Source organism: Ramlibacter sp. (genome assembly GCF_029866045.1).
In the GTDB taxonomy this organism is placed as follows: Bacteria; Pseudomonadota; Gammaproteobacteria; order Burkholderiales; family Burkholderiaceae_C; genus Ramlibacter.
In genome coordinates, this window is the sequence record NZ_JARXAB010000126.1 from 1 (window position 1) to 13,311 (window position 13,311).

The 13,311-nt window shown below is 67.8% G+C and carries 12 protein-coding genes; 6 read left to right on the plus strand and 6 right to left on the minus strand.

The window, feature by feature from the left end; all coding sequences use genetic code 11:
- A partial coding sequence (locus QE494_RS13285) for a cation-translocating P-type ATPase (RefSeq protein ID WP_300043963.1) occupies positions 1-1,318 on the minus strand: 1,318 nt, incomplete at its 3' end.
- Positions 1,319-1,433: 115 nt separating this feature from the next.
- Between QE494_RS13285 and QE494_RS13290 the strand changes: the two genes are divergently transcribed.
- Positions 1,434-1,856: a universal stress protein gene (locus QE494_RS13290; RefSeq protein ID WP_300043965.1), complete on the plus strand. Its 423-nt coding sequence runs from the start codon at positions 1,434-1,436 to the stop codon at positions 1,854-1,856.
- A 10-nt stretch (positions 1,857-1,866) separates the two neighbouring features.
- Here QE494_RS13290 and eda read toward each other — a convergent pair whose 3' ends face one another.
- Complete coding sequence (gene eda, locus QE494_RS13295; protein ID WP_300043967.1) at positions 1,867-2,538, minus strand: bifunctional 4-hydroxy-2-oxoglutarate aldolase/2-dehydro-3-deoxy-phosphogluconate aldolase; 672 nt, start codon at positions 2,536-2,538, stop codon at positions 1,867-1,869.
- Positions 2,539-2,601: 63 nt separating this feature from the next.
- Positions 2,602-4,482, minus strand: coding sequence for a phosphogluconate dehydratase (gene edd / locus QE494_RS13300; protein ID WP_300043969.1), 1,881 nt, complete (start codon positions 4,480-4,482; stop codon positions 2,602-2,604).
- 156 nt (positions 4,483-4,638) lie between these two features.
- On the opposite strand from edd, the gene pdxH reads away from it, so the two are divergent.
- Positions 4,639-5,295, plus strand: a complete 657-nt coding sequence (gene pdxH, locus QE494_RS13305) for a pyridoxamine 5'-phosphate oxidase (protein WP_300043971.1) — start codon at positions 4,639-4,641, stop codon at positions 5,293-5,295.
- Positions 5,296-5,454: 159 nt separating this feature from the next.
- Here the strand turns inward: pdxH and QE494_RS13310 are convergent, their stop codons facing one another.
- From QE494_RS13310 to msrA, 3 genes are all read right to left on the minus strand, one after another.
- Positions 5,455-6,447: an Abi family protein gene (locus tag QE494_RS13310; protein ID WP_300043973.1), complete on the minus strand. Its 993-nt coding sequence runs from the start codon at positions 6,445-6,447 to the stop codon at positions 5,455-5,457.
- A gap of 163 nt (positions 6,448-6,610) precedes the next feature.
- A complete protein-coding gene (locus QE494_RS13315) occupies positions 6,611-7,561 on the minus strand; it encodes an AEC family transporter (protein ID WP_300043975.1) in 951 nt (316 codons plus the stop codon).
- Positions 7,558-8,109: a peptide-methionine (S)-S-oxide reductase MsrA gene (gene msrA / locus QE494_RS13320; RefSeq protein WP_300043977.1), complete on the minus strand. Its 552-nt coding sequence runs from the start codon at positions 8,107-8,109 to the stop codon at positions 7,558-7,560. The genes QE494_RS13315 and msrA overlap by 4 nt, the downstream gene beginning before the upstream one ends.
- Before the next feature lie 101 nt (positions 8,110-8,210).
- Here msrA and QE494_RS13325 point away from each other — a divergent pair, with 101 nt between their 5' ends.
- The 4 genes from QE494_RS13325 to QE494_RS13340 form a co-directional block, all read left to right on the plus strand.
- Positions 8,211-8,993: a YdcF family protein gene (locus QE494_RS13325; RefSeq protein WP_300043979.1), complete on the plus strand. Its 783-nt coding sequence runs from the start codon at positions 8,211-8,213 to the stop codon at positions 8,991-8,993.
- 116 nt (positions 8,994-9,109) lie between these two features.
- Entirely contained in the window at positions 9,110-9,775 is a 666-nt protein-coding gene (locus QE494_RS13330; RefSeq protein ID WP_300043981.1) for a TetR/AcrR family transcriptional regulator, read from the plus strand.
- Positions 9,772-11,031 carry an efflux RND transporter periplasmic adaptor subunit gene (locus QE494_RS13335; RefSeq protein WP_300043983.1) on the plus strand — a complete coding sequence of 420 codons (1,260 nt, stop codon included), beginning with the start codon at positions 9,772-9,774 and terminating at the stop codon, positions 11,029-11,031. Before QE494_RS13330 ends, QE494_RS13335 begins: the two co-directional genes overlap by 4 nt.
- Before the next feature lie 15 nt (positions 11,032-11,046).
- Positions 11,047-13,311, plus strand: a 2,265-nt coding sequence (locus QE494_RS13340) for an efflux RND transporter permease subunit (protein WP_300043986.1), incomplete at its 3' end; no start/stop codon positions are given.

Below are 13,311 nucleotides of genomic sequence, written 5' to 3' on the forward strand. Positions count from 1 at the left end.
CCGACAGCGCGTGGGCGGGGCCAGCCGACCACCACCAGGCAGCGGCGCCTGCGGCGGCGAGCATCACACAGAGCAAAAAGGGTGTGGCGATGCGGTCGGCCAGGCGGGCCAGACGGGGCTTGTCCACCGAGGCGCGCTCCATCAGGGCAACGATGGCCGCGTGCCGGGTGTCGCCGCCCAGACGCTCCACCCGCATGTCGACCGCCGATTCCAGGTTGTGGCTGCCGGCTACCAGCGCGTCGCCGGGGCCGCGCCGCAGGGGCGCAGACTCGCCCGTGAGCAGGGCCTCGTCGAAGCGGCTCTCGCCAGACTCGATACGCCCGTCCGCCGGCACCGCCTCACCCGGAAGTACCCGCACCCGGTCACCGACCGCCAGGGAGCGGACCGGCACCCGCATCCAGTCGCCAGGCGCAGAGCCAGGCGCCACATCCGCCACAGCGTCCGCTGACTGCCAGCGCAACACACTGGCCGGAAGCGCGCGGGCCAGAGCCTCCAGCGCGCCGGCGGTGCGGTCCCGCAATCGGGCCTCGAGCAGGCGGCCCGAGAGCAGGAAGAAAACGAACATGGTGACCGAGTCGTACCAGACCTCGCGGCCCCAGGGACCGGCGGGGTCGAAAGTGGCGGCGGTGCTGGCTACAAAGGCAATGATCAGCCCCAGCGCCACCGGAACATCCATGCCCACGCGCCGGTTCATCAGGTCGCTCAGCGCGGCGCGGAGGAAGGGTCCGCAGGAGAACAGCATGACCGGCACGGTCATCATCCAGGCGCCCCATCGCAGCAAGGCCTCCTGATCGGGCGGGATCTCGCCAGGCCCGGCGATGTACAGCGGGTAGGCGTACATCATGGCCTGCATCATCCCGAAGCCAGCCACCAGCCACCGCCAGAACAGCTTGCGCTGCGCGCGCCGGCGCGGCGCGGCATCCAGCAGGTCGCCGGCAGGCAGCGCCCCGTAGCCCGCGCGTTGCAGGGCAGCTAGCCAGTCAGAGGGACGGGCGGCGGACGCGTCGTCCACCCACCACTCGATGCGGGCGGTGGCGGCACCGCCGTTGACCTGCACCGAGATCACGCCGGGCAGCGGCTGCAGGGCCTGCTCCACCGCCAGTGTGCAGGCGGCGCAGTGCATGCCCTCGATGGCGAGGTAGGACTCCCACAGCCCCTCCCCTTCCCGGCCCGGCACCGGGCGACCGAAGGAGGGCCACTGCGCCGGGTCGTCCAGGATCTCAGTGGACTGCCCTGGCCGGGGTGTGTCTGCGGACGGCGCAGCGAATACCTCGGAAGCGCCGGGGGCGGGTACCGCAGAGGTGCTGGCGTCAGACATGGATGGCGAGATTAACGCCAAGGAGTGGCCACCACTTGACATTTCTCAGCCCCAAAAGCAGTCGGTGCGGCTCAGAATGAAAGCGTCTTTTTTCAACTGCTCCAAGGAGTTCACCATGAAGATCATCCTGGCCGCCGACGGCAGCAAGTTCACGAAGAAGGCGCTGGCCTTTCTCGTCACCCATGAAAGCTTGGCGGGGCCGGACGACGAAATGATTGTGGTCCACGCCCAGCCACCCCTGCCTCCGCGTGTCCGCTCGGCGGTCGGCGCGGACGTGGTGCGTGACTACCTGGCCGACGAAGCGGAAAAGGTTCTTGGCCCTATCCGCAAGTTCCTGGACAAGCACGACATCCACTACCGCTGTGAGTGGGCAGTGGGCCCGGCCCACGAACTGGTGCTGAAAACCGCCAAAAAGTCCAAGGCCCACCTCATCGTCATGGGCACCCACGGTCACGGCGCACTGGGCCGGGCTCTCATGGGCAGTGTGGCGCTGCGAGTGGTGACGGACGCGGATATCCCGGTGTTATTGGTGAAGTAAACAGCGGCGGTCAGGTACCGGGGCGCGCCAAGCCAGCGGCCGCGCGGGCCAGCCGGGTGATGTGGTCCCAGGCGCCGGCCGCGACCGCATCGGCCGGCGTGAGCCAGGAGCCACCCACACAGGCGACGTTGGGCAGGGCCAGAAACTCCTGCGCGTTGGCCGGTGATACGCCGCCGGTGGGGCAAAAGCTCACTTCGGCAAACGGCCCGGCCCAGGCCTTGAGCATGGCCGCGCCGCCAGCTTGCATGGCCGGGAAAAATTTCAGGGCGTCATAGCCCTCATCCTGCGCCATCATGATCTCGCTGCCGGTGGCCACGCCCGGTAGCAGTGGCAGCCCGAGATCGCGACAGGCACGGCCCACAGACACGGTAAAGCCCGGGCTGACCGCAAAGCGCGCACCGGCTTGCGCAGCGGCCTTGGCGTCTGCGGCGCTGCGCACCGTCCCTGCGCCCACTACCGCCTCTGGCACCTCCTGCGCAATGGCGCGGATGGCCTCCAGCGCCACGGGGGTGCGCAGTGTCACTTCCAACATGCGAATGCCACCAGCCACCAGCGCGCGCGCCATAGGTACGGCGTGGGCAACGTCATGCACCACGATCACCGGAATGACCGGCGCGTCGCGCATCACGTCGCGGGCGGTGAAAGTGGCTGGCAAGGGACGGTAGACGGTGTCGGGGTTCATGGTGGGGTTCGCTCGGAATCGGTCAGTGGGGGAGCGGGTGAGAGGTGCGGGTGCGCGTGTCGCTCACAACCAGGTGCAGGCACCCTCTTCGGCACTCAGCGCGTGACGCCGGAAACTGCCGAATAGATTGCGGCCCAGGCCCAGTTGGTTGGCTGCCTCCTGCGCGGGCGAGATGGTGGCGGGCGATCGGGCGGTCCACTCGGCCTCCGGCACCAGCGCCTGCAAGGTACCGGCCACGCCGTCCACGCGTACCCGGTCACCATCTTGCAGGCGGGCCAGCGGGCCACCGGCATGTGCCTCCGGGGAGACGTGAATCGCTGCAGGCACTTTGCCCGAGGCACCACTCATGCGCCCGTCGGTGACCAGCGCCACCCGGTAGCCCTTGCCTTGCAGCACCGCCAGCGGCGGTGTGAGCTTGTGCAGTTCGGGCATGCCGTTGGCGCGCGGGCCCTGCCAGCGCACCACGCAGACCAGGCCGCCGGGGTGGCCGGCTGCGGCGTCGGCGCTGGCCTGGCAGGCGCGCTCGAGCTCGCCGCTGCCAAAGGCGGCCAGCAGCGCCTCTTGGCTGTCGAACACCCGGGCCGGTGCCTCAATGACCTGGCTGTCAGCGGGCACCGCCGACACCTTGATGACGGCGCGCCCCAGGTTGCCCACGAGAAGCTTGAGCCCGCCGCTGGGCGAGAAGGGGGCCGAGGACGGGCGCAGGACCGAAGCGTCGCCGCTGGCGCCGATGTCTTGCCAATGCAGGGGGCTGGTGGTGTCGATGCCCGGCGCGGGCGCTTGCGGAATGCGGGTGTAGGCGCGCAGGCCTTCGGCGTGCACCGTGGCGACGTCAGCATGCATCAGCCCCGCATCCATCAGTTCGCGGATCACGTAGCCCGGACCACCAGCGGCCTGGAACTGGTTCACGTCGGCCTGGCCGTTGGGGTAGACCCGCGCGAGGAGCGGCGCCACCGCGGACAGGCGGGCAAAGTCGTCCCAGTCGATGACCAAGCCCGCCGAGCGCGCCACCGCCACCCAGTGAATCAGGTGGTTGGTGGAGCCGCCGGTGGCCAGCAAGGCCAGCATGGCGTTGACGATGCTGCGCTCGTCCACCATACGCCCGATGGGCGTGAAGCGCGGGCCCCCATGCAGGTTGGCCAGCACCGTGCGCACGGCCTCGCGCGTGAGCTGTTCGCGCAGCAGGTCGCCCGGCGGGATGAAGGCGGCGCCGGGCACATGCAGGCCCATCGCCTCCATCAACATCTGGTTGCTGTTGGCGGTGCCGTAGAAGGTGCAGGTGCCTTGGCCGTGGTAGGCCTTCTGCTCGGCTTCGAGCAAAGCCGGGCGCCCCACCTCACCGCGCGCGGCCTGCTCGCGCACCTTGGCTTTTTCGCTGTTGGCCAGGCCCGAGGACATAGGCCCTCCGGGCACGAAGACCACCGGCAGATGGCCGAAGTGCAGCGCGCCGATCAACAGGCCCGGGACAATCTTGTCGCAGATGCCCAGCATGAGCGCAGCGTCGAACACATCGTGGGTGAGCCCGATGGCGGTGCCCTGGGCGATGACATCGCGCGAGAACAGCGACAGCTCCATCCCCGGCATGCCTTGGGTCACGCCATCACACATGGCGGGCACACCGCCGGCGACCTGGGCGGTGGCGCCCTGGCGCCGGGCCTCGTCTTTGATGATGGCCGGGTAGCTCGCGTAGGGCGCGTGGGCCGAGAGCATGTCGTTGTAGGCGCTCACGATGCCGATGTTGGGCGCGCGCTCGGCCACCACCTTGAACTTGTCGTTCGACGGCAAGGCGGCAAAGGCGTGGGCCACGTTCGCACAGCCCAGGCGATCCGCGCCGCGCGGACGACCTGCCAACAGGTCAATTTGCTGCAGATAAGCTGCACGCGAGTCGCGGCTTCGCTGGCGAATGCGGTCGGTGACTTCGGCCACCTCAGGATGGAGGGACATCGGCTTGCGGCCAGGCCCTTCGGGGGCGCAGGCTTGACTGGGAAAGGAGCCGACCATCCTACCCCCTGGAATCGGCCTGGAAGGGGCCTCGGTTACGAACCGGTTACGAACGCGTGACCGGTGAAGGGGACGCCACCGGTGCCACAATCTTCGACCATGAGCTCCACTTCCTCTTCAATCGCCGACCTGCGCAAAAGCTACGAGCGCGCCGAGCTGAGCGAGGACGCCAGCCAGGCGGACCCCTTGCGCCAGTTCGACCAATGGCTCACCGAGGCCATCGCCGCCGAGGTGCCCGAGCCCAACGCGATGACCCTGGCCACCGTGGGCAGCGACCTCAGGCCGAGCACCCGCGTCGTACTCGTCAAGGGCTACGACGCGCGCGGCCTCGTTTGGTACACCAATTACGACAGCCGCAAGGGGCGCCAACTGGCCGGCAATCCCTTTGCCGCCTTGCAGTTTCACTGGGTCGAGCTCGAGCGCGTGGTGCGCGTCGAGGGCCGGGTGGAAAAAATCAGCGACGAAGACAGCGACACCTACTTCCATAGCCGCCCGCTCGACTCGCGCATCGGCGCCTGGGCCAGCCCCCAAAGTCAGGTGATCTCGGGCCGCTCGGTGCTGGTGGCCAACGCCGCCAAGTACGGCGCGCAGTTCCTTCTGCAACCGCCGCGCCCCCCACACTGGGGTGGCTACCGCCTGATGCCCGAGCGCTGGGAGTTCTGGCAGGGCCGCAGGAGCCGGCTGCATGACCGGCTGCAGTACGCACGCGAACCAGGTGCCACCGAGGGCTGGCGGCGCGACCGACTGGCGCCTTGAGTTTTTGTCATGTGCAGCCAAGCCTCCCCAGGGCGATCGCATGGGTGAGGCAATCGTTGACGGTCTGAACCGACCCACCTAGAATCCGCGGCAACACGGCCCCTCTCGGTAACTCTGCCTCGGCAGGGAAGCCGCTGAGGGGTTTTTTATTGGGTAATTTCACCAATCGCTTTCCCAGCCAGGGGAAGCGCCCAAGCCCGACAGGTTGATGCCCAGGTGAGACAAGTCCGGAAAGCCCAGCAAATGAGCCTTCATCCGCTCGGGCCATTCGGAACGGGGATTGATAACGGCCAGCAGATGCCGTGCGATCTTGAGCAAAACGAAACAACGTGCGCGCGCATGCGTGTTGGATTCGAGCGGCATGACCCACGCCACCTCCGAGGCTAGAGGCAACCGGGGCTGATCAACGACATTGCGATTCCATAGCCGACCGTGATGAGCGCAGACATTGCGCAGGTAATTGAGGCTGCGCAGCCACGTGGCGAACACACGCCCGTTCCTTACCCCATATTGGCGGGCAATTCCATCCTGCTCAGCCTCGCGCATGCCGCCATATAGCGTCGAGAGCGTTCCAAAGTCCCACACCTCGCAGGCGACCCAGATTGCCAAGGGCAGGCCGTACTTGGCTCGGTTATGTCGAACAAACTCCTCTCTGGATCGCCCGATCAGCTGGGCATGTTTGGCCAGCCAGTCAAGGTGTCGCGTGAGACCGGTTTTCTGATCCAGCTTGACGCTGAAATCCTCATGGAAAAGATCCGTCCGAAGATAAGCAAATCGATCCAGAGCGCCGAGCGTGTGCGACACATCCGCGCGCACTGCGACCTCGAGACGCTCCAGTGCGTCCATCACCATCAGGCGTAACTGCTTGTCAAAGACATACAGGTCCACTGCGTTTTGAAATGTCGCTCCGTCGCGGAAGCTGTCCAGTGCTATCCGTTCCTCCCGAAACTTCTCAGGCTTTCGGCCCAGCGGGTCCAGCAGACACACCGGTCCACTCCGCGCACGGAACGGGAACCAATAGCCACTGAGTCGGTAGTAGCCGATGCGCTCCAAGTGGTCGAGCGCTCGATCGCGGTCAGTGACGATCATCCCTCGCGCGATGAGCTGGTCGAGTTGATCGGCGTAGCTTTTCCAGGTTTTGGCGTACCGCACGGTGTCCCCCTTGAGCAAAAGGCGGCAGCCTTCCGGGCAGTTTGGAGAGAGACCTCTGCCAGGCTCTTCCTATCGGATCCGCTGCAGCGAGGGCATGCTCGCATGGCCGATGGGGCAAAGGGCCGAAGGCGGCCCCTGGATCCTCCGTTGTCGCTGACGGCGCTCAGAGCCCTCGCACCAGCACCATCACCACTGGAACCGTGACCAGCCCCAGCAGCGTGGACAGTCCCACCGTGGTGGTGACCGTGTCCTCGGCCACTCGATAGCGCTGGGAGAAGAGGAAGGAGTTGGCGCCCGCTGGCAGGGCTGCCACCGTCACCACCACCCACAGCGGCAGGCCCGACAAGCCCAGTGCCCAGCCGCCGCCAGCCACCAGGAGCGGCAGCGCGAAATTCTTGGCCGCAATCAGGGTGAGCGCGCTGCGCAGGTGCTCGCCGATACGCACGCCCGACAGGGTCACGCCCACCAGCAACAGGGCCATCGGCCCCAGCGCCCCGCCCAGCATGGCCAAGGGCTTGTCCACCACCTCGGGCAGGGTCCAACCGGTCTGGCCGAAGGCCATGCCGGCGAGGATGGGAAGCGGCACCGGGTGTATCACCGACTTGCGCAGCGCGTCCCACACCGAGCGCCAGAGCGTCTGGCCGTTGCCGCCGGCCTGGGCCTGCCGTGCCTCGCGCTGGATGGACAGCTCCATCACCAGGGTGGCGCAGGTGAGCAGGCTGACGGTGTGCACCGTGTATAGGGTGAACAGGGTGACCAAGCCCTGCTCGCCATAGGCCAGACCGATGAGCGGAATGCCGATCATGATCGTGTTGGAAAACGTGGCCGCCATCGCCAGCACGCTGGCGCGCCGGTTAAAGCCGCAGACCAGCAGCGTGCCGGCAAAGACCACGCCTAGACCGACGAAGTAGGCCCCCACGGGAGTGAAGTCCAGGTCCTGCGGATGGACCCGGCTCATGGTGCGAAACAAGAGCGCCGGGGTCAGCAGATTGAACACCAGGGTGGACAAATCCCGTATGGCGGCAGGCCCCACCCAGTGCAGGCGGCCCACCACCACCCCGGCGGCGATCAGAAAGACAACCGGCAGCAGTGAGTCCAGCGCGCCACCGCTCAAGCGTCGGCCCCCTTGACCAGAGACGCGAAGGTCTTGCGGAACTTGCTGACCTTGGGCGCGGCCACCGCCAGGCAGTAGCCCTGGGTCGGGTTGCGCGCGAAAAAGTCCTGGTGGTAATCCTCGGCGGGCCAGTAGTCCGCCAGCGCCAGCACCTCGGTGACGATGGGCGCGCCGAAGACCTTGTCCTGACTCATCTCGCGGATCAGGTCATCGGCCAACGCCTTCTGCGCCGGGGTGCTGAAGTAGATGCCGCTGCGGTACTGCGTGCCCACGTCGTGACCCTGCCTGTTCAATTGGGTGGGGTCGTGGATCAGGAAGAAGATTTCGAGCAACTGGCGCAGGCTCACCTGGGCCGGGTCGTAGGTCAGGCGCACCACCTCGCAGCATCCGGTGAGGCCGGAGCAGACCGCGTCGTAACTGGGGCGCTCGGCCTGTCCGTTGCTGTAGCCGGACTCCACGTCCAGCACGCCACGCACCTGGACGTAGACCGCCTCGGTGCACCAGAAACAACCGCCGCCCAGAACGATGACTTCAGAAGAGGAATTCATACCGGGACTGTAGCCGCTGCGCGGGACACCCCGGGAGTCATACGCGCCATACCTCCCACCCCTCCGTTCCCTGCCAACGGGGCCGCTACCATCGCATCACCATGGAACTCGGCTTCATCAAGCCCGTGCTGACCGTACTGGTCCTGCCGCCCTCCGGCCCGGTGCTGCTGGCGCTCGCCCTGCTGCTGCTGGCCAGGCGCTCGCGGGCGGCGAGGTGGATCGCCGGCCTTGCACTGGCCAGCCTGTGGCTTGTGAGCACACCGACGGGGTCGATCTGGCTGGCGCGCACGCTGCTGCCTCTGCCCCCGGCGATCGACCTGCCGGCCCTGCGCCAGGCCGGCGTTCAGGCGGTGGTCGTGCTGGGCGGGGGCGTGATGCCCGAGGCGCCCGAGTACGGCAGCCCGCAGCCGTCGGGGGCCACGCTGGGCCGGCTGCGTTACGGTGTGCGGCTGGCCCGCGCCGCTCAGCTGCCACTGGGCATTGCCGGCGGGACGGGCTGGGCCGGTCGCGGTCAGGTCACCGAGGCGCAGGTGGCGGCCACGGTGGCGCGCGACGAACTGGGCCTGGCGCCGCGCTGGACAGACGACCGCTCGCGCGACACCGCCGAAAACGCAGCCGCGATGGCCGCCCTCCTGGCCCGGGACGGCGTGCGCCGGATCGCCCTGGTGTCCGACAGCTGGCACCTGCCCCGGGCGGCGATGGAGTTTCGGGCGGCCGGCCTGGAGGTGCTACCAGCGCCGACCCGCCTGCCCTTGCCCGCTGTCGCGCCGTGGATGGGAGCACTTCCCTCTCCGTCGGGCCTGGAGCGTAGCCACTATGTCTTGCGCGAGTGGCTGGCGCTGCGCGTAGCGGCCTTGCGCCGGTGGGTAGGGGCTCAGGGCTAGGGGCTTTACCGGGAATTGACGTGGCTGGGCTATGCTTGGGCACCCGCACTACTAACCAGTCAGTCACTAATATCAGCCGCCGGAGCGCCCCGCCAGAACCGTCGGCCTGACCTGCCATGAGCGAAGAAACCCCGATCAAGCGCGAACGCCGCAAGCAGGCCCGCCCCGGCGAGTTGCTGGAGGCAGCGCTGTCGCTCTTCGTCGAAAAGGGCTTCGCCGGTACCCGGGTGGAGGAGGTAGCGGCCCAGGCCGGCGTCTCCAAAGGCACTCTTTTTCTTTACTACGCCAGCAAGGAAGACCTGTTCAAGGCGGTGGTTCACGAGACCCTGGCCGGACGCTTCGTCGAGTGGAACGTGGAGTTCGATCGCTTCGTGGGAAGCACCGCCGACATGCTTCGCTATTGCCTGAACAGTTGGTGGGAGCGCGTCGGTGCGACCCAGGCCTCGGGCATCACCAAGCTGATGTTTAGCGAGGCTCGGAACTTTCCAGACCTAGCGGCCTACTACCAGGAGCAGGTGATCCTGCCGGGGACTTTGCTGATACGGCGCATTCTCCAGCGCGGCGTCGACCGCGGCGAGTTCGCCATTCCCGACCTGGACTACGCGGTGTTCAGCGTCATCGCGCCCATGATCCATTTACAGATGAACCAACACTCCTTTGGCGCGTGCGTGCCAGCTGCCTTTGCCATTGATCCACAGCGCTATATCGCTGCCCAGGCCGAGATCCTGCTCAAGGGCCTGTTGCAGCGGCCTGGGCAGCCCTTGTCCGGGGGGCAGGCATGACGCGGCGCACCCTCGCCCTCGCCGTTCTGGCGACGCTGGTGCTGGCAGCAGCAGCCGGCGGCTGGCACTACCTGGGCGGCCGCAAGGCGGCCACAGCAGGTCCGGGGTCAACATCAGCAAAAGCAGCAGCCTCGGCACCGGTCGAGGCGGTGGTCGAATTCGCAGAGACCGATCTGGTCCGCGCCCGTAGCCTCGAACTCACGCAAGGCATCGCGATCACCGGCAGCCTGCGGGCGGTCCACTCGGCAGTGGTCAAGGCCCGGGTGGCGGGCGAGCTGCAAGGCCTGGCGGTGCGTGAGGGCGACAGCGTGCGCCAGGGCCAGGAGCTGGCCCGCATCGACCCAGCCGAGTACCAGGCCCGCCTGGCCCAGGCGCGCGAGCAGTCCGACGCCGCGCGCACCCAGATCGACATCGCCCAACGACAGTTCGACAACAACAAGGCCCTGGTCGACCAGGGCTTCATCTCGCGCACCGCGCTCGAAGCCTCAGCCAGTTCTCTGGCGGGCGCCCAGGCCAATTACAAGGCCGCCCTGGCGACGGTCGATGTGGCGCGCAAGACACTGGATGACACGGTGCTGCGGGCCCCCATCGCTGGCGTGGTGGCCCAGCGCCTGGCTCAGCCCGGCGAGCGCCTGGGCGTGGACGCACGGGTGGTGGAGGTCGTTGACCCCAGCCGGCTTGAGCTTGAGGCCAGCGTAGGCGCCGCCGAGTCGGTGCAGGTGCGCGTTGGCCAGGTGGCACGCCTGTCGGTCGAAGGCTTGCCCACGCCGCTCACGGCCCGGGTGGTGCGGATCAACCCCGCCGCCCAGGCCGGCACCCGCAGCGTGCCGGTGTACCTGTCGATGGGCACGGCGCCTGGCCTGCGCTCGGGTCTGTTCGCGCAAGGGCAGCTGCAGACCGGCCAGGTCCGCTCGGTGGCCGTACCCCTGGGGGCGGTGCGCACCGACAAGCCTCAGCCCTATGTGCAGGTGCTCGAGGCCGGGCGAGTCGCTCACAGGCTGGTCACCCTGGGCGCACGCGGTGAGGCGGCGGGCTTGGAGGTGGTGGCCGTCACTGGCGTGGCCGAGGACGCCCAGGTGCTCCTGGGCCATGTTGGCGCCCTGCGCGAGGGCGTAGCCACGCGCCTGACGCGGCCCATGGCAGCTGGGGAGGCGCCCGCCTCCGGGGCCGCACCCGCAGGCGGAACATCTGCCGGCGCTGCATCTGCTGGCGCGACATCCGCCAGCACCGCATCTGCCGCTCGCGGCGCTCCCTGACCCGAGACCCGCCCCATGTGGTTCACCCGCGTCAGTCTGCGCAACCCGGTCTTCGCCGTCATGCTGATGGCCGCCCTGGTGGTGCTGGGACTGTTCTCGCTCCAGCGCCTCAAGGTTGACCAGTTCCCCAGCATCGACTTCCCGGTGGTGGTGGTTTCCACCGAATACCCAGGTGCTGCACCTGAGATCGTCGAGACCGAGGTGAGCAGGAAGATCGAGGAGGCGGTCAACTCCATCTCCGGCATCAACGGCCTGACCTCGCGCAGTTACGAGGGGCAGTCGGTGGTGGTGGTCGAGTTCCAGTTGCACATCGACGGCCGCAAGGCGGCTGAGGACGTGCGCGAAAAGATCGCCTCGATCCGCTCAGGGCTGCGCGCCGAGGTCAAGGAGCCACGGGTGCTGCGCTACGACCCCACCAGCAAAGCGGTGTGGTCGGTGGCAGTGCTGCCCACAGGCGATGCGAGCACCCCCGGCGCCAAGTCGCTGTCCGCGGTCGAATTGACCAACTGGACCGACCGGGTGCTCAAAAAACGCCTGGAGAACGTGCGCGGCGTGGGCTCGGTGACCGTGGTGGGCGGCACCCGGCGCGAGATCAACCTCTACCTCAACCCGCAGGCGATGGAGTCGCTGGGCATCAGCGCCGACCAGGTGGCGGCTGCGGTGCGCAGCGAGAACCAAGAATTACCGGTGGGCGCGGTGCGCGCCCTGGACCGCGAGCGGGTGGTGCAGATCGACGCCCGGGTCGAGCGGCCCGAGGACTTCGGCCGCCTGATCGTGGCCCGACGCAATGGCACGCCTATTCGGCTCGACCAGGTGGCGCGGGTGGCCGACGGCGCCCAGGAGGTGGAGAACCTGGCCCTCTACAACGGCCAGCGCACCCTGCTGCTCACGGTGCAGAAGTCGCAGGACGAGAACACCATCCAGGTGGTAGACGGCCTCAACGCCATGCTGACCACCATGGCCAGCGAGCTGCCGCCGGGCCTACGGCTCGAGCCGATCATTGACACCTCACGCGCGATCCGGGTGTCGGTGGCCAATGTGCGCCAGACCCTGCTAGAGGGTGCGGCGCTCACCGTGCTGATCGTCTTTCTGTTCCTCAACTCCTGGCGTTCCACCGTTATCACCGGCCTCACCCTGCCGATTGCGCTGATCGGCACCTTCCTGTTCATGTATGCCTTCGGCTTCACGGTGAACATGATCACGCTGATGGCGCTGTCGCTGTGCGTGGGCCTGCTGATCGACGATGCCATCGTGGTGCGCGAGAACATCGTGCGCCATGTGCAAATGGGCAAGACGCCCTTCCAGGCGGCGATGGAGGGCACCCAGGAAATCGGTCTGGCGGTGCTGGCGACCACGCTGTCCATCGTGGCGGTGTTTCTGCCGATCGGCTTCATGGGCGGCATCGTCGGCAAGTTCTTCCATGAGTTCGGCATCACCATCGTGGCGGCGGTGCTGATCTCCATGTTCGTGAGCTTCACCCTGGACCCGATGCTCTCCTCGGTCTGGCACGACCCGGAGATCGACAAGCAGGGCAAGCCGCGCGAGGCGCCCCGCACCCTGTATGAAAAGACGCTGGGCCGCGTCACCGGGGCCTTCGACCGCGGCACCGAACGGCTGGCAGACTTCTATCAGGCCATCCTGCGCTGGGCGCTGGGGCACAAACGAACCACGGTACTGGGCTCGGTGGCGATCTTCGTGACCAGCGTGATGCTGCTGCCGCTCGTGGGCACCGAGTTCGTGCCCAAGGCCGACTTCTCCGAGCTCAGCGTGAACTACCACACGCCCGTGGGCTCCTCACTGGAGCTGACCGAGGCCAAGGCCCGCCAGGTCGACGCCATCGTGCGTGAGCTGCCCGAGACCCGCTACACGGTAACGACCATCAACACCGGCACCGCCCAGGGCAAGATTTACGCGTCCACCTACATCCGCCTGACCGACCGAAAGAACCGCCAGCGCAGCGTCGACCAGTTGGCCGCCCTGCTGCGTGATCGGCTCAAGCAGGTGCCGGGCATCACGGTCACCCATGCCGGCGCCGGCGAGTCAGTGGGCGGCAACAAGCAGATCGAAATGTCACTGCTGGGGCCCGACCAGGCCGAGCTTGACCGCCTCGGCCGTCTGGTGGCCGACCGGCTGCGCGCGGTGCCCGGACTGCGCTGCGCGATGCCCGAGGGCGCGTTCTACGCCTTCTGCGAGGTGCAGGGGTGGATCGGCCGCCAGACCCCCCAGGGCGCGCGCCTCGACGACGACCTCGCGGTGGCGGCGTGGCTGCTCGAGGAGGCC